The following is a 16,806-nucleotide window of genomic DNA, read 5'->3' on the forward strand; positions in this document are numbered from 1 at the left end:
TCGCGTGGTCGGCCCGCAGCGCTTGCCTTGGACCAATACCCGGAAAGCGCTGCAGGCGCCGGTGGATTTCAATGAAATCAACACCTTCGCTCTGCAGACACTCGGTGAACGTGAAAAATCGCAGTGGCCATTTGGCATATGCCAAAAAATTGTCGCCAATCTACGTTCTTTCTCCATCCCCTCCGCTACATCCGTGCCCTTTGCCGCAAAAAAAATTGAACTTTTTCTGGCGCCCGAAAAATGCACCCCAGACCTGAATCAGTGGGTCGCCTGATATGAACAATGTCGTGGATTCCTTAGACCGCATAAGTTTTTTTTCGCATAACTCTTATGAAAAATTCTTCTTAGCTCGCCCTATAAATGTTCTTAGCTCTGTTGTTACAAGCCTGAAACGGTTTGACCTTAAAAGTTCGTCAATTTTATGACGACAGCAACACCCAAATTAGAGATCAGGGAGAAGTACCCCATGCGCGTTTTGACCCCCATCACCAGTGCAATTCTTTTGGCCATGGCATGCGCCAATGCTCAGGCGATGTCTATTACGGAAGCTGTACAAAGCGCCGTGGACCAACATCCTGAAATCAATGCCAGCCGCAACAATCGCTTGTCTGCCGACGAAGACGTCAACGTTGCCAAGGGCGGTTGGTATCCACGCGTCGACCTGATTGCCGGCTATGGCCGGCAAAAATCAGACAACACCAATACCCGCGGTTTCAACGCCGACGGCACACGCAATCACAACACCGAAACGTTGAACTACACCCAGTCAGACCTGCGCTTGCGGCAGATGCTGTTCGACGGTTTCAGCACCTCGAACGAAGTGGGACGTACTGAAGCGGTGGTCAATTCCCGCGCCTACTACACCCAGGCTACCGCCCAAAGCATTGCCCTGCGTGCCATCGAGGTGTACCTAGAGGTGCTCAAGCGCCGTGAGCTGGTAACCCTGGCCAAGAACAACCTGCAGGCCCACTTGCGCGTCAACGACCAGATTGGCTTGCGCAGTGAGCGAGGTGTTGGCAGTACCGCCGACCTGGACCAATCCACCGCCCGTCGCGCCCTGGCGGAAAACAACCTGTACACCGCCGAAGTCGACCTGGCCGATGCCGAAGCCAACTTCTACAGTGTCATCGGCCGTATGCCCGACGAGCTGGAAACACCGGTCACGATCAAGGGCGAAATGCCACAAAGCCTGATCGACGCACGTCAGGACATGCTGGAGCACAACCCCTACCTGAAGTCAGCCCAAGCTGACGTGCAAGCTGCCGAACAGCAGTACGAAGTGGCCAAGTCGCCATTCTATCCACGCCTGGATGCCGTGCTGGCAACCGGCGCCAACAACAACACCGCAGGCCAGGTCGGCCACGACAACAACGACTGGCAAGCCGGTGTCGAGCTCAGCTACAACCTGTTCCGTGGCGGCAGCGACAAGGCCCGCCTGCAATCCGATGCGCACAAGATCAACCAGGCCATGGACATTCGCAACAATGCCCTGCGCACCCTCAACGAGGATCTGGCGCTGTCATGGAACGCCATGACCAACGCCCGCAAGCAAACCCCGACCGCCCGCGAATACGCTGACACCACCACCCGTGTGCGTGCGGCCTACCAGGATCAGTTCGGCCTCGGCCAACGGACCCTGCTCGACCTGCTCGACAGTGAGAACGAGCTGTACAACGCCAACCGCCGCTACACCGAGGTGCGCTACGTCGAGGAATTCTCGATGTACCGGGTCCTGGCCAACATGGGTGAGCTGCTGAACAAGCAGCGTATCTCACTGCCGCCTGAGGCCATCGCCAAGAGTGAAGTGAGGAGCGAAGCACGTTTGCCCGACATGCGCTAAGCCCTCTATCCGCGGCAGGAGTAGGCCATTGTGACCAGCATGCAACCTGCGAGCTCGGCAGCGGATCCGCGCCTGAGTTTCGATGATCCGTTACTCGATGGCTTGTTGATCCTCTGCAAGCTACATGGTTGCACCGTCAGCCGCGCCGGCCTGAGTGCCGGCCTGCCCCTGGCCCAGCAGCGCCTGAGCCTCGACCTGCTGCCACGGGCCGCTGCCCGCGCCGGTTTGCAGGCACGCGTACTGCGCCGGGAACTGGCAGCAATCTCCAAGCTCAACCTGCCGGTACTGTTGCTGCTCAAGGAAGGCCGCTGCGCGGTACTGCGGCGTTGGGGCGATGACGGTCAGGCGCTGATCCTGCCCAGTGAAGCTGAAGGTGGAGAGCAGTGGGTCAGTCGCGAAGAACTGCTTGAAGCCTACAGCGGCGAAGCGTTGTTCGCCCGCCCCCGGCATGAGCTAGAAGACCTGCGCACGCCGTTGATGCCACGGGTCAATGCCTGGTTCCGCGACACGCTCAAGCAGTCACGCTGGCTGTACAGCGACGCGGTACTGGCCAGTCTGTTGATCAACCTGCTCGGGTTGATGGTGCCGCTGTTCGTCATGCAGACCTACGACCGGGTGGTACCCAACCAAGCGATCTCGACCCTGTGGGTGCTGGTGATCGGCCTGTTGGTCGGCACCCTGTTCGAATTGATTCTGCGTGTGGTCCGCGCGCACCTGCTGGACCAGGCCGGGAAGAAGACCGACCTGATCCTCTCGGCGACACTGTTCGAGCGCATCACGGGCATGTCGATGAAGGCCCGCCCGGCGACCGTCGGTGGATTTGCGCAAAGCATCCATGATTTCCAGGGCCTGCGTGAATTTCTCACCGCGGTGACCTTGACCAGTGTCATCGACCTGCCGTTCGTGGTGCTGATGCTGCTGGTGATCGGCCTGCTCGGCGGCTGGCTGGTAGTGATTCCACTGGTGGCCTTTCCAATCACCATCCTCTTTGCCTTGTTCATCCAGGTACGTTTACGCGACACCGTGCAAAAAAGTCTGACCCTCGGCGCGGTGCGCCAGGCCTTGCTGATCGAAACCCTCGGTGGCCTGGAAACCCTCAAAGCCTGCAGTGCCGAGAGTGAGCGCCAGTACCAATGGGAAAGCACCCACGGCGCCCTCACTCGCCTGGACGCCCACGCGCGTAACCTGTCAGCACTGGCGACCAACGGCACGCTGTTCATTCAGCAGTTTTGTGGCATGGCCACCATTGTCGCCGGGGTTTACAGCATCATTGCCGGCAACCTCAGCGTTGGCGCCCTGGTCGCCAGCTATATGCTCGGCAGCCGGGTGCTGGCGCCGCTGGGGCAGATTGCCGGCTTGATCACCCGCTATCAGCAGGCGCAGTTGACCATGCGCAGCACCGACGCGCTGATGGCGTTGCCGCAAGAGCGGCAAACTGGCCAGCAACCCTTGGAACGCACCCAGCTGCGCGGCGCCATTGAGGTCAGTCATGTCAGCTTTCGCTATGCCGGGCAGAACGTCGCCGCCCTCAATGCGGTGAGCTTCAGCGTCAAGCCTGGCGAGCGCATCGGTATCATCGGCCGCAGCGGTTCGGGCAAAAGTACCCTGGCCCGACTGTTGATGGGCTTTTACGCCCCGGATGAAGGGCAGATCCTGCTCGACAACCTCGACCTGCGCCAACTCGACATAGCTGACTTGCGCAACCAGGTCGGCTATGTGGCTCACGACCTGCCGCTGCTGGCTGGCAGCCTGCGTGACAACCTCACCCTCGGCGCGCGCTATGTCAGCGATGCGCGCATGCTTGAAGTCGCTGAGCTGACCGGCGTCAGTGAACTGGCGCGCCAGCATCCGCAAGGGTTCGAGCGTCCGGTGGGCGAGCGCGGCCAGCTGCTTTCCGGTGGTCAGCGCCAGGCGGTGTTGCTCGCCCGAGCGATGCTGCTGGAGCCACCAATCATGATTCTCGACGAACCCACCAGCCATATGGACAACGCCAGCGAAGACCAGCTGCGCCAGCGCCTGCATGGCTGGGTCGAAGGCAAGACGCTGCTGCTGGTCACCCACCGGACTTCGATGCTCAGTCTGGTCGACCGTCTGCTGGTCCTGGACAACGGCAAAGTAGTGGCCGATGGGCCGAAAGAAGCGGTTATCGATGCACTGCGCAAAGGCCGGGTTGGTACGGCCATCTAGGGAGTCCCGTCATGTCCATCCGCCAAGGCCTGAGCAGTTACTTGCAGAGTTTCGGCAAGACCGCCGAGCGCGACTTCATGCCGGATGTGGCCGGTGCCACCTTGCAGGACTCGCCGCGCCTGTCGCGCATCACCGTGTGGCTAACGGCTGCCTTGCTGCTGACGGCACTGCTGTGGGCCTGGTTTGCAGTGCTGGACGAGGTCACCATGGGTGAAGGCAAGGCCATTCCTTCGAGCAAGGTTCAGGTCATCCAGAACCTGGAAGGGGGCATCGTCACGGAAATCTTTGTCCGTGAAGGACAAATGGTCAACAAGGGCGATACCTTGCTGCGCCTGGATGACACCCGCTTCCAATCCAACAAGGGTGAGAGTGAAGCCGATCGCTATGCCCTCACCGCCCAGGTCGAACGGCTTTCAGCCGAAGCGGAGGGGCGCCCCTTCCAGGTCTCTGAAGAGGTGCGCAGCAAGGCGCCGCAGGTAGCTGAAGACGAGCTGTCGTTGTATCAGTCCCGGCAACGGCGCCTGACCAGCGAGAAGCAGACCCTCAATGAACAACTGCGGCAAAAAACCCAGGAGCTCGCCGAGTTCCGGTCCAAGGCCGAGCAATACCGCTCGGCGCTGGGGTTGTTGCAGCAAGAGCTGAACATGTCGACGCCGTTGGTGGGCACCGGGGCCATCTCACCGGTGGAAATCCTGCGCCTCAAACGCAGTACCGTGGAAGCCCGTGGCTCACTTAATGCCACCACCCTGGCGATTCCTCGCGCCGAGGCGGCTGTGGCGGAAATCAAGAGCAAGATCGAAGAGTCGGAAGCAGGTTTTCGTTCGGAAGCGGCCAAGGAACTCAATGAGAAACGCACTGATCTGTCGAAGATTACCGCCTCAAGCATCGCCATTGATGACCGGGTCTCGCGCACCACGGTCGTATCGCCGGTGCATGGCATCATCAAGCTGCTCAAGGTCAACACCATTGGCGGCGTGGTCCAGCCAGGCAGCGACCTGCTGGAGATCGTGCCGTTGGAAGACAACCTGCTGATCGAAGCGAAGGTCCGCCCTCAGGACGTCGCGTTCCTGCATCCGGGGCAGGCGGCGATGGTCAAGTTCAGTGCTTACGACTACACCATCTACGGCGGGCTCAAAGCCAAGCTGGAACTGATCAGCGCCGACACCGTGACCGATGACAAAGGCAATGCCTTTTACCTGATCCAGGTGCGCACCGACAAAAATCACCTGGGCGGTGACAACAAGCCGCTGCTGATCATTCCTGGCATGACTGCCACGGTGGACATCATCACCGGGCACAAGAGTGTGCTCGATTACTTGCTCAAGCCGGTGCTCAAGGCACGGACTGAAGCCATGCGTGAGCGGTGAGGCAGTGATCGACTGGCGGGCAGTCACAATGCGCTCACCTCAGTGGGACTGACGAATCGCGGCGGCCAGGTTTTGCGGCCGTTTCACGCCCGATCGCAGCCTCACGGCTGCGGCTACAAGGGGCCAGCCAAAACACTAGCAATCAACATCAATCACTGTGGGAGCCGGTCTTGCCGGCGATCGGGCGCACATGGTTACGCTCGTAGGTATCACGCCCCATCGCCACAATCTGCCCCTCAATCAACGCCTCGAACGGCGTTAACAAGCCATCGAAACAGGCCGGCGCTTCCAGCACGTTCAATGCCTGTACCACCGCCTCCAAGGTCGACAGCGCGCCTTCAGCCGGGGCCTTGCGCAAGCGGTAACGCGACGGCAGCACCTGGGCCAGTGTCACCCGCGGCAACGCCGCCAGTAATGGGTTCAGGTGCAGCAGTTTGCTCGCCTTGCGCCAGGTGCCATCTGGCACCACCAGCAACCACGGACGTTGATCAGGGGCCTTAACATAGGCCGTCAGCGGCTGGGCATCATCACCCGGAAACAGCAAGGCACTGCGATACCCTGGTAGCTCAATCAGCGCGGCCAGGTCCTCGAATACCTCACCCACCCGCAATTCGGCATTACGCAGGCCCAACGCTGCCAGTTTCGCAGTATTGAGGGCATGGCGCACTTCGCTGGGGTGCTGCAATAGCAGCACCCGAGTGCGGCTGTCGAGGTACGGGATCAACGGGCAAAGGCAATGGGCTTGTGGGCGCAGGCAGCGCTCACATTGAATTCTGGACATCGGGTTCTCCTGGGCAAGCAAAGTGTGCCACAGCAGTCCCAGAAAAAGCCCACTTCCCTGTGGGAGAGACAAAAGGATTCTTGAGTGGACGCGCTACCCAGCCGCACAGGTCATCAGCCAAGCATGTACAGGTTTAGCAGAGCATTTACAGGGGTGCGGACGATTTTCAGAAAAATGTACGGTCCTGATTCAACTTTCCAGAAGGCCGTTTGTTCACGTTGGTGTAAGTTGCGCCTTGAGCAAATCGCGGAAGGTCTGAATCAAGGGTTCACGGCTGCGCCCGCGTCGAATGATCATGGAAAACGGCGCCTGATAGCCAAAAGTCGCCGGCGACAACACGCGCAAATCACCCTTGTCAGCCCAGGCCTGGGCATAGTGTTCCGGTAGGTAGCCGATATAAGCGCCGGACAACACCAGAATCAGTTGCGCCTCCATGCTTTCCACCGTCGCCGCACTGTGTTTGAAGCCGTGGCGGGCAAGTTCGGCCTGGCTCCAATAGCCGCGCCCAACCATGCGTTGCTGGGTGATGACCTGTTCGGGAATGCGCCGCTCGTGGTAAAGCGGATGGCGGTTACTGCAGTAAAGCCAGTGCTGTTCACGGTACAGCGGTTGGTAGACCAGACCGCTCATGCGTGTGGAGAACGCGCCGATGGCCAGGTCCAGGCGATTATCCTGGACCCCCAACTGCAGTTCATAAGGGCTCGACACCGACAGGTGCAGGTGCACCGCCGGGTGCTCCTGGCTGTAGGCACCAATGGCCTCGGCCAGCGGCAAGGCCCGATCGCCTACCGTCGAGTCGATCACCCCCAGGTTCAACGTCCCGCGCAGTTCACCCTTGAGCGCGGCGGCGTACTGCTCGAAGCCGTCCATTTCCGCCAGCAGGCGCAGGGTTTCCTGATGGAACAGCTCACCCTTACTGGTCAGGCTGAAGCCCCCTCGCCCGCGATGGCACAGCACGATACCCAGCGCCGCCTCCAGCTGACTCATGTAAGTGCTGATGGCTGAGGTCGAGAGGTTGAGTTCGCGCTGGGCGTTAGCAAAGCCCTGATGGCGCACGACGCTGACAAAAATGCGCAGGAGTTTCAGGTCAGGCAATGCAGAAGCCATGGTTCACAGGGTCCGAAAGGTGACATATGGCGAAAGTCTATCCAGTTCTCCGTCATTAGTTTAGAAAAACCTGAACTAAGTATTTGCCTGTAGCGATTCTTTTTGCTCACTACCTTTTGCAGACTCTGCCGCAATGCACCTGCTTGCCAGCGTTTGCGCGTTCTTGGCGCACCGGCCTGACAGGTTCCAACAACTAGAACAATCGAATCGATGAGGCCCGACCGTGGACAAGATTCTGCACCAACCACTGGGCGGCAACGAAATGCCGCGTTTCGGCGGCATCGCCACCATGCTCCGTCTCCCTCACCTGCAAAGTGCCGAAGGCCTTGATGCTGCCTTCATCGGCATCCCCCTGGACATCGGTACCTCGTTGCGCTCCGGCACCCGTTTCGGCCCACGGCAGATCCGCGCCGAGTCGGTGATGATCCGTCCCTACAACATGGCCACAGGCGCTGCTCCGTTCGATTCGATGTCGGTCGCCGATATCGGTGACGTGGCGATCAACACCTTCAACCTGCTTGACGCTGTGCGCATCATCGAAGAGGCCTACGACGAAATCCTCGAACACAACGTCATCCCAATGACCATGGGTGGTGACCACACCATTACCCTGCCGATCCTGCGGGCAATCCACAAGAAACACGGCAAGGTTGGCCTGGTGCACATCGATGCCCACGCTGACGTCAACGATCACATGTTCGGCGAAAAGATCGCCCACGGCACCACCTTCCGCCGCGCGGTGGAAGAAGGCCTGCTGGACTGCGACCGCGTCGTACAGATCGGTTTACGCGCCCAGGGTTATACCGCTGAAGACTTCAACTGGAGTCGCAAGCAGGGCTTCCGTGTAGTTCAGGCTGAAGAATGCTGGCACAAGTCCCTTGAACCACTGATGGCTGAGGTCCGCGAAAAAGTCGGTGGTGGCCCGGTCTACTTGAGCTTCGACATCGACGGTATCGACCCGGCCTGGGCCCCCGGTACCGGCACCCCGGAAATTGGTGGCCTGACCACCATCCAGGCCATGGAAATCATCCGTGGCTGCCAGGGTCTGGACCTGATCGGTTGCGACCTGGTAGAAGTCTCGCCCCCTTACGACACCACCGGCAACACCTCGTTGCTCGGCGCCAACCTGCTGTACGAAATGCTCTGTGTCTTGCCGGGCGTTGCTCGCCGCTGACCGACAGGCACCAGGAGCTACAACGAGGCAGGAGCCATGAGCGCCGGGTCGCACAAGCAGCCCGCGCAGTAGACGAATGACCGGCGCCGGGCTTGCCTGGCGCCAGGATCGATCTCACCATAATAAAGATAATCGGAGACACCCATGGCCTTAGACTTATTCGTTGTCTTGATCTACGCGGCCGGCATGCTCGCGCTTGGCTACTATGGCATGCGACGGGCCAAAACCCATGAAGACTACCTGGTGGCCGGACGCAACCTGGGCCCCAACCTATACATGGGCACCATGGCCGCCACAGTATTGGGCGGTGCCTCGACCGTCGGTACGGTAAAGCTGGGTTACGTTCACGGCATCTCCGGCTTTTGGCTGTGCGCCGCGCTGGGCCTGGGCATCATCGCCCTGAACCTGTTTCTGGCCAAACCCCTGCTGCGCCTGAAGATCTTCACCGTGACCCAGGTGCTTGAACAGCGCTACAACCCCATGGCCCGTCAGGCCAGCGCAGTCATCATGCTCGCCTATGCGCTGATGATTGCTGTGACCTCGACCCTGGCGATCGGTACCGTCCTGCAAGTGCTGTTCGACATGCAGTTCTGGGCCGCTATCCTGCTCGGTGGTGGCGTTGTGGTGGTGTACTCGACCATCGGTGGCATGTGGTCGTTGACCCTCACCGACATCGTTCAGTTCGTGATCAAGACCGTAGGCCTGATGTTTGTCCTGCTGCCGATCTGCTTATACCGCGTGGGCGGTTGGGACGAACTGGTTGCCAAGCTGCCGGCGTCAAGCTTCAGCCTGACCACCATCGGCTGGGACACCATCATCACCTACTTCCTGATCTACTTCTTCGGCATCCTTATCGGTCAGGATATCTGGCAGCGAGTGTTCACCGCCCGTGACGAGAAAGTCGCCAAGCGCGCCGGTACCACTGCGGGTATCTATTGCGTGATCTACGGTCTGGTGTGTGCGGTAATCGGTATGGCGGCCCACGTGCTGCTGCCGGATCTGGCCAACGCCAACAACGCATTTGCCGCCATCGTCAAATCTGCACTGCCTGACGGCATCCGCGGCTTGGTGATTGCTGCTGCGCTGGCGGCGATGATGTCTACGGCCAGTGCTGGCCTGCTGGCTGCCTCGACCGTTCTCACCGAAGACCTGCTGCCTAAGCTGCGTGGCGGCAAACAGTCGAGCCTGGCGATCAACCGTCTGTTCACCTTGCTCACCGGCATTTGCGTCCTGGGTATCGCCCTGGTGGTCGAAGACGTGATCAGCGCCCTGACCCTGGCCTACAACCTGTTGGTCGGCGGCATGCTGGTGCCATTGATCGGTGCAATTTACTGGAAGCGGGCGACCACTGCGGGTGCAATTACCAGCATGACCCTGGGCTTTGTCACTGCGTTGGTATTTATGTTCAAAGACGGGATGGCTGCCAACACGCCAATCTACTACAGCCTGGCAATCGCGCTGGTCAGCTTTGTTGCCGTGAGCCTGATGTCTCGTCGTCCGGCGGGTGCGGTAAACCTGGCCTGATCAAGGCCTACGATGGCCGTCGCATCATGCTGATGCGGCGGCCCTGGCAAAGCGCCTAGCGACGTGGCTGGCGCTTGCGCTGCTCCTCATCGGTAGGGATCGGCACCGGCTGCAACGGTGGTGGAATCAAGCCCAAGGCCGCAGCCAAGTCATGAAGCCAGTTGAACAGATTATTTCTCATAACTCCCCCTTACGGGTCAGCCTGCACGGCGTTTCAATCCTGCGATGCTTCATACAGATCATAGTCCTATGTCGTACTTTACGCATGCTCATGGACTACAAGTTGGGGGCAAGCTTGATCTTGATCAAGCCCTGACTGCCCCTCTCCTGTCGGTGTAACTGTTTCCCCTTGTTGCAGCTCAACCCAAGCCCCCTGCCTCTAAGGGTACCGCGCCGGCTAACCGAGCAGGCTGCGCAAGCGTCGGCGCACCCACTGCTCAGCACTGACCAGGGTTACACCGAGCAGCACCATGACCGCGCCGAGGACAAAGTTCAGGCTCAGCGGTTCATCCAGCAACAACACACCGAAGGTCACCCCGAACAATGGCGTGATGAAGGAAAATACCGCCAGGTTCGAGGCCAGGTAGCGCCGCAGCAACCAAAACCAGGTCAGGTAGCTGAAGAACGATACGATCAGCCCCTGGAACAACAGGCTACCAATCGACAACGGCGTGAAATGCACCTGGGTGACCTGACCACTGAGGGCGGCGATCAACAGCAAGCCGACGAAGCCGACGGCCAGTTGATAGAACAACGTCAAGGTCGCCGGTGCTTCCGAGAGCCGTGAGCTGCGCACCACCACCGTGGTTGCGCCCCAGGCCAGTCCGGCCAACACCCCAAAGGCATCGCCCAGGAGCATGCGGCTGTCCATCTGCGCGAATGCCCCACCGCCAGCAAAGGCGTACGCAATGCCGCCAAAGGCCAGCACAATGCCCAGCCATTGCAGCGCACGCAACCGCTCGCTGGGCAGCAGCCAGTGCAACCCCAGGGCGGTAAACACCGGTGCGGTGTAGAGGAACACCGACATATGCGCTGCCGACGTCAGTTTCAAACCTTCGGCGATGAACAAAAACTCCACGCCGAACAGGGCTCCCGCCAGCAGACCGCCTTTCCACGTGTGGGGGACCTGACTCCAGCCGCCACGCCAACAGATCAATAGGCCCACCAGCACGGCGGCCATCCCCGATCGCAAGGCCTGCTGCATCACCGGCGCAATATCGCCAGCGGCCAATTTGATCATCACTTGCTGGATGCCCCAGATCAGGCACAGCAACACCATTACTTGCAGAGCAAAGGCATCAGTATTACGACGGGTGGCGCTCATTGCGGGCACCCGCTATCGGTTAACGGCATGGCAGCGTCTCGGCAGCAGTGGATCCAACGCCGATTATCAGCGGCTGCAGGGACTCATTACCAGCCTTGTGTCGCCCTCAGGCAATTTGCACGTTCGACGCCAACTGGTCGAAGGTCGCTTCGTCCAGCGCATCCTCCTGCTCATCGAGCACCTGGCGCGGATGTTCATTGCCGGGAATGCTGCTGTCGAGCAGGCTAAGCAAACGCGAACCGCGTGCTGTGAGGACGAAATTCTCGCCGTTGCCACCCTCGTCTTCAGGTCGACTTGCGATGTAGTCGCGCTCGAACAGCAGCTTTTCATAATCGCAGGCGAGGGTTTTGAGGTGATCCAGATCCGCACCCGACTCGCCATGGGCGGCACGCTCGGCAGCATGCTGTTCGGCATAAGGGCGCGGAGTGAAGCTGTGACCGGCACTGTTCTGCACTTCGTGCAGCAGGCGTTCGATCAGGTCCCAGTCGTAGGTGATCATCAGCATGACCTCAATTAAGGGTGTGTAAGGTTGTGACCGACGCCAGTCGCTGCGGTTCGACTGAACTTTGCCTGCGTTACAGCCCTCAACCGCAAGACTGATGCCACGGGAGCCGCAACCATGAAGACCCTGCTGAACATCGCTGCTGCCGCCAGCCTGTTGCTGGCCCTGCCCAGTTGGGCGTGCACACTTGAGGAAGCCACGGAGAAACGCGAGGAACTGGCCAAGGAGGTCACGCGACTGACGGAACAGAATCCGCAGAAGGCCAAGGAGATCAACGACGAGTTACAAGGCATGAAGCTGGACAGCGCCAGCAAGGACCTGCCGGACAAATGCCAACTGATCGACAAGCGGTTGCAAGAATTGAGGACGGCGGAGAAAAAGGTTTGAAGGGATGGTAAAGCAATCGCAGGCAATGCCTGCACCCACAAGGGTTGGTTTTACGCCCAACCCTGTGGGAGCCGGCATTGTCGGCGATGACGCCCGAATGGGCGCCATCACCGCATAACCTTACTCAGCAGCCGGGGCCGGCTTGCGACGCTTGAGCGGCGCCAGACCATCAGCACTGGCCAACGGTGCGTTCGGCTTAGGCTTGGCCGTAGGCTTGCGCTTGGCCACAACTTTCTTGTCGCCCTTCTTGTCCGTCTTTTTCTTCTTCACGCCCGCAGCCTTGCCCGAGGCCTTGACCTTCTTCGGTCCGGTGTAGGTGCCTTTGACTTCCTTGATCACACGGCGCTCGAAGCTCTGCTTCAGGTAGCGCTCGATGCTCGACATCAGGTTCCAGTCGCCGTGGCAGATCAGCGAAACCGCCAGGCCTTCGTTACCGGCACGACCTGTACGGCCAATACGGTGCACATATTCGTCGCCGCTGCGCGGCATGTCGAAGTTGATCACCAGATCCAGGCCATCGACGTCCAGGCCACGGGCTGCGACATCGGTGGCCACCAGCACCTTGGCGCCGCCTTGCTTCAGACGCTCGATAGCCAGCTTGCGGTCTTTCTGGTCTTTGTCGCCATGCAGGACGAAGGCTTTGATGTCCTTGGCCACCAAATGACCGTAGATACGGTCAGCCATGACCCGGGTATTGGTGAAGATGATCGCCTTCTGGTAGGTCTCGTTGGCCAGCAACCACTGAACGATCTGCTCTTTGTGCTGGTTGTGATCAGCGGTAATGATCTGCTGACGGGTACCGTCGTTGAGCTGGCTGACGGTGTTGAGCATCAGGTGCTCCGGGTCTTTGAGCACCTTGCCGATCATGTCGCGCAGGCCTGCACCGCCGGTGGTGGCGGAGAACAGCAGGGTTTGTTCGCGGTTCGGGCACTCGCCGCACAGGCGCTCGACGTCTTCGGAGAAGCCCATGTCGAGCATGCGGTCAGCTTCGTCGAGGACAACCACTTGCACATGCTCAAGCTTCAGGTTGCCGGCATTGAGCTGCTCAAGCATGCGGCCTGGGGTGCCGACCAGGATGTCCGGCACCTTGCGCAGCATGGCAGCCTGTTCCTTGAAGTCTTCACCACCGGTGATCATGCCAGCCTTGATAAAGGTGAACTGGGCAAAACGCTCGATTTCCTTCAGGGTTTGCTGCGCCAGCTCACGGGTCGGCAGCAGCACCAGGGCGCGGATCTCGACGCGCTTCTGCTTCAGATCGACCAGACGGTTGAGCACGGGCAGTACGAAGGCTGCGGTTTTGCCGCTACCGGTTTTCGCCGTCACCCGCAGGTCACGCCCCTGCAAAGCCAGGGGAATGGCGGCCGCCTGCACCGGAGTCGGCTCTTCGAAGTTCAATGCAGCAACGGCTTTGAGCAGGCGTTCGTGCAGGGCGAATTGGGAAAACACGGGTGTACCTCGGGCATGTGCAGAAATTCAGCCGTATAGGGTAACGTTTTCCGGCGCTCACGCCGAATTTCTTTTGGCATTGATGCACCTTTCCGCGCTCTAATAAGCCCTCACTTTCCAATCGGACACGTCAACTACCGCATGGCTATTGAACAGTTCTGGCAAAACGCCCTCGATCTATGGGGCACTCTCGATCAACATCCCGTGCTGCACGCAGGCCTTGGGCTGGGCGTTCTGCTGGTCATCGCGCTAGTGCTCGGCCGGGTAGCACGCTTTCTAATCCTTCACGCGGTCAAGCTGCTGAGCCGACAGCCGGCTGTGCACTGGCTCAATGATCTGCTGAACAACAAAGTTTTCCACCGCCTGGCACAAATGACGCCATCGCTGGTGGTGCAATTCGGCCTGAAGCTAGTTCCGGAGCTCAACGCCACCAGCCAGCACTTCCTGGGCAACGTTGCGTTGGCCTTCACCATTCTGTTTCTGGTACTGGCCATCAGCGCCCTGCTCGACGCCCTGCTCGACATCTACGCGCGCACCGAACACGCCCGCACTCGCTCGATCAAGGGTTATGTGCAACTGGCGAAGATGGTCTTGTTCATCTTTGGCGCGATCATCATCGTCGCCACCCTGATCGACCGCTCGCCGCTGTTGCTGCTGTCAGGCCTGGGTGCCATGTCGGCGGTGATTCTGTTGGTATATAAGGACACCTTGCTGTCGTTCGTGGCCAGCGTGCAGCTGACCAGCAACGACATGCTGCGGGTCGGTGACTGGATCGAGATGCCGCAGGTCGGTGCTGACGGCGATGTGGTGGACATCACCTTGCACACGGTCAAGGTGCAGAACTTCGACAAGACCATCGTCTCGATCCCTACCTGGCGATTGATGTCCGAATCGTTCAAGAACTGGCGCGGCATGCAGCAATCAGGCGGGCGCCGGATCAAGCGCAGCCTGTATATCGACGCTGGCGGTGTACGGTTCCTGACCGACAACGAAGAACAGCGTCTGAGCCAGGTTCACCTGCTGACCGACTACATCGCCCGCAAGCGCAGCGAGCTCAAAGCCTGGAACGAGGCTCAGGGTAATGTCGCCGAGTTGTCCGCCAACCGTCGGCGCATGACCAACATCGGTACCTTCCGCGCCTATGCCCTGGCCTACCTGAAGAGCCACGCGGAGATCCAGCCGAACATGACCTGCATGGTCCGCCAGATGCAGACCACCGCCCAGGGCATCCCGCTAGAGATTTACTGCTTCACCCGCACCACCGCATGGGGTGATTACGAGCGGATCCAGGGTGACATCTTCGACTACCTGCTGGCAGTGATGCCGGAGTTCGGCCTGAGCCTGTACCAGCAACCCAGCGGCACCGACCTGCGCGCCGGGCTGCTACCGGCGAGCCTGCCCCACCAGCAACGGACGCTGACTGCCGAGACGACCGAGCCATAGCGAAGCCAGGATAATCGCCCCGCCGATGAACAACCTGCCCAGGGGCTCGTGCTGGTTCCAGATCAGCAAATTGAGCAGCAGCCCCACCGGTACGTGCAGGTTGTTCATCACCGCCAGGGTCGCGCCGGAAACCAGGCACGCGCCCTTGTTCCACCAGTACAAGCCCAATGCCGTCGGGCATAGCCCGAGGAACAGCAACACCAGCCATTGCACATCGGTGCTTGGCAGGTGCTGGCTGTTGCCGAACGCCAGGAACGCAGGCAACACCACCAACAAGGCGCCCAGGTAGAAGTAACCGAAACGCCGGTAGTGCGGCAGGTCACTGGGGTTGCGCGCGATCAGGTGACGGTACAGCACTTGCCCGGCCGCATAGGTGAAGTTGGCCAGTTGCAGCAGCAAGAAACCGATAAAGAAGTCCGGGCTGATGCTGTCGAAACGAATGACTGCCGCACCCGCCACCGCGACCAGCGCTGCCACCAGTGCCCACGGGTTGAAGCGCCGGTTCAGGGCATCTTCGATCAAGGTCACGTGCAACGGCGTGAGGATGGTGAACAGCAGCACTTCCGGCACGGTCAGCACCCTGAAACTCAGGTACAGGCAGACATAGGTGATGCCGTATTGCAGCGCGCCGATCAGCAGCATCGAGCGCATGAAACGCGGCTCGACCTGACGCCAGCGGGTCAAGGGCAAAAACACCAGTCCGGCCAGCAGTACCCGCGCCAGCACGGCGAAGTAACTGTCCACATGTCCAGCCAGGTACTCGCCAATCAGGCTGAAGGAAAATGCCTGGATCAGCGCGACGATCAATAAATAGCCCATGGTTGCCCCTTGCTGTAGAGGCGGCGACATTAGCCGGTCACTCCCTACCCGGCAACTGCAAAAACAAGGGTCCGCTCTAGCCCGTGCCCCTACAGGGCCTGTACAGGCTCCGCCTTTGTGGAAGCCCACACAAAAAAATCCCGGTCATGCATACGCAGACCGGGCAAGCACACCCAAAGGAGCAGCAGGTATCAATCGGGAAAATTCAGGGGGTGGCTCAGGCCACCGCAGCCAGTTGTGCCTTGGCCTGGTTCAAGCCCTTCTCGTGGAAGTCCCCTCCCAGGTTCAGGCCTTCGGCGTGAATGAAGGTCACATCGTGGATGCCAATGAACGCCATTACCTGACGCAGGTAGGGTTCCTGGTGATCCGTGGTGGCGCCAGCATGGATGCCACCGCGGGCAGTGAGCATGTAAGCCTTCTTGCCGGTGAGCAGCCCTTGTGGGCCGGTTTCGGTGTACTTGAAGGTGACGCCAGCACGTAGAACATGGTCCAGCCAGGCCTTCAAGGTGCTTGGGATGGTGAAGTTGTACATCGGCGCAGCCAGTACCAGCACATCGGCGGCCAGTACTTCATCGGTCAATTCGTTGGAGCGGGCCAGGGCCTGCAGCTCGTCAGCATTACGCTGGTCTTTAGGCTTCATCCAACCACCGAGCAGGTTGGCATCCAGGTGCGGAACCGGGTTGATGGCCAGATCGCGCAGGGTGATCTGGTCGCCAGGGTGGGCCGCTTGCCACTGGCTGACAAAGTCACGGGTCAGTTGCCGGGAGATCGAGTCCTGCTGACGAGCGCTGCTTTCGATAACAAGTACACGGGACATGGGGTTGCCTCCATCGGCAAATGCGGTAAGTCGATGGAGGTAAGACTAAACAGTGACCGATCGATTAAAAAGCGTAAAATCTGGGTGC

Annotated in this window: 16 protein-coding genes; 8 read left to right on the forward strand and 8 right to left on the reverse strand. The window is 59.9% G+C overall.

Translation table 11 applies throughout. The annotated features are described in order from the left end of the window. Positions 1-4: 4 nt before the first annotated feature. From CX511_RS19350 to CX511_RS19365, 4 genes are all read left to right on the forward strand, one after another. Positions 5-274, forward strand: a complete 270-nt coding sequence (locus CX511_RS19350; protein WP_101292407.1) for a hypothetical protein — start codon at positions 5-7, stop codon at positions 272-274. 192 nt (positions 275-466) lie between these two features. Beyond that, the gene (locus tag CX511_RS19355; protein WP_045187500.1) at positions 467-1,840 is read left to right on the forward strand and encodes a TolC family outer membrane protein; all 1,374 of its coding nucleotides are present in this window, start codon (positions 467-469) and stop codon (positions 1,838-1,840) included. A 39-nt stretch (positions 1,841-1,879) separates the two neighbouring features. Continuing rightward, positions 1,880-4,027, forward strand: coding sequence for a type I secretion system permease/ATPase (locus tag CX511_RS19360; protein WP_409077865.1), 2,148 nt, complete (start codon positions 1,880-1,882; stop codon positions 4,025-4,027). 11 nt (positions 4,028-4,038) lie between these two features. Then, positions 4,039-5,394, forward strand: a complete 1,356-nt coding sequence (locus tag CX511_RS19365; RefSeq protein WP_045187504.1) for an HlyD family type I secretion periplasmic adaptor subunit — start codon at positions 4,039-4,041, stop codon at positions 5,392-5,394. A gap of 148 nt (positions 5,395-5,542) precedes the next feature. Here the strand turns inward: CX511_RS19365 and CX511_RS19370 are convergent, their stop codons facing one another. Together CX511_RS19370 and CX511_RS19375 are read right to left on the reverse strand one after the other, a co-directional pair. Continuing rightward, complete coding sequence (locus CX511_RS19370; protein ID WP_045187506.1) at positions 5,543-6,175, reverse strand: tRNA-uridine aminocarboxypropyltransferase; 633 nt, start codon at positions 6,173-6,175, stop codon at positions 5,543-5,545. Positions 6,176-6,388: 213 nt separating this feature from the next. Continuing rightward, entirely contained in the window at positions 6,389-7,282 is an 894-nt protein-coding gene (locus CX511_RS19375; protein WP_045187508.1) for a LysR family transcriptional regulator, read from the reverse strand. A 223-nt stretch (positions 7,283-7,505) separates the two neighbouring features. Here CX511_RS19375 and speB point away from each other — a divergent pair, with 223 nt between their 5' ends. Together speB and CX511_RS19385 are read left to right on the forward strand one after the other, a co-directional pair. Beyond that, a complete protein-coding gene (gene speB, locus CX511_RS19380) occupies positions 7,506-8,456 on the forward strand; it encodes an agmatinase (protein WP_045187509.1) in 951 nt (316 codons plus the stop codon). Between the two features lie 144 nt (positions 8,457-8,600). Further along, positions 8,601-9,980, forward strand: a complete 1,380-nt coding sequence (locus tag CX511_RS19385; protein ID WP_045187511.1) for a sodium:solute symporter family protein — start codon at positions 8,601-8,603, stop codon at positions 9,978-9,980. 55 nt (positions 9,981-10,035) lie between these two features. Here CX511_RS19385 and CX511_RS25455 read toward each other — a convergent pair whose 3' ends face one another. The 3 genes from CX511_RS25455 to CX511_RS19395 form a co-directional block, all read right to left on the reverse strand. Then, positions 10,036-10,161 carry a PA1414 family protein gene (locus CX511_RS25455; protein WP_256205393.1) on the reverse strand — a complete coding sequence of 42 codons (126 nt, stop codon included), beginning with the start codon at positions 10,159-10,161 and terminating at the stop codon, positions 10,036-10,038. Between the two features lie 216 nt (positions 10,162-10,377). After that, entirely contained in the window at positions 10,378-11,304 is a 927-nt protein-coding gene (locus tag CX511_RS19390) for a DMT family transporter (protein WP_045187513.1), read from the reverse strand. Positions 11,305-11,410: 106 nt separating this feature from the next. After that, entirely contained in the window at positions 11,411-11,803 is a 393-nt protein-coding gene (locus tag CX511_RS19395; protein WP_045187825.1) for a hypothetical protein, read from the reverse strand. Between the two features lie 120 nt (positions 11,804-11,923). Between CX511_RS19395 and CX511_RS19400 the strand changes: the two genes are divergently transcribed. Beyond that, complete coding sequence (locus CX511_RS19400; RefSeq protein ID WP_045187515.1) at positions 11,924-12,193, forward strand: hypothetical protein; 270 nt, start codon at positions 11,924-11,926, stop codon at positions 12,191-12,193. Between the two features lie 120 nt (positions 12,194-12,313). On the opposite strand, the gene CX511_RS19405 is transcribed toward CX511_RS19400, so the two are convergent. After that, on the reverse strand, positions 12,314-13,639 hold the full coding sequence (locus CX511_RS19405; protein ID WP_045187517.1) for a DEAD/DEAH box helicase: 1,326 nt from the start codon (positions 13,637-13,639) through the stop codon (positions 12,314-12,316). A gap of 141 nt (positions 13,640-13,780) precedes the next feature. Here CX511_RS19405 and CX511_RS19410 point away from each other — a divergent pair, with 141 nt between their 5' ends. Continuing rightward, positions 13,781-15,082, forward strand: a complete 1,302-nt coding sequence (locus CX511_RS19410) for a mechanosensitive ion channel family protein (RefSeq protein ID WP_045187520.1) — start codon at positions 13,781-13,783, stop codon at positions 15,080-15,082. Here the strand turns inward: CX511_RS19410 and CX511_RS19415 are convergent. Together CX511_RS19415 and CX511_RS19420 are read right to left on the reverse strand one after the other, a co-directional pair. Beyond that, a complete protein-coding gene (locus CX511_RS19415) occupies positions 15,023-15,901 on the reverse strand; it encodes a carboxylate/amino acid/amine transporter (protein WP_045187522.1) in 879 nt (292 codons plus the stop codon). The two genes, CX511_RS19410 and CX511_RS19415, sit on opposite strands and share 60 nt — an antisense overlap. A gap of 217 nt (positions 15,902-16,118) precedes the next feature. After that, positions 16,119-16,718: an FMN-dependent NADH-azoreductase gene (locus CX511_RS19420; RefSeq protein WP_045187524.1), complete on the reverse strand. Its 600-nt coding sequence runs from the start codon at positions 16,716-16,718 to the stop codon at positions 16,119-16,121. Between the last annotated feature and the right edge of the window lie 88 nt (positions 16,719-16,806).

The organism is Pseudomonas sp. S06B 330, assembly GCF_002845275.2.
In the GTDB taxonomy this organism is placed as follows: domain Bacteria; phylum Pseudomonadota; class Gammaproteobacteria; order Pseudomonadales; family Pseudomonadaceae; genus Aquipseudomonas.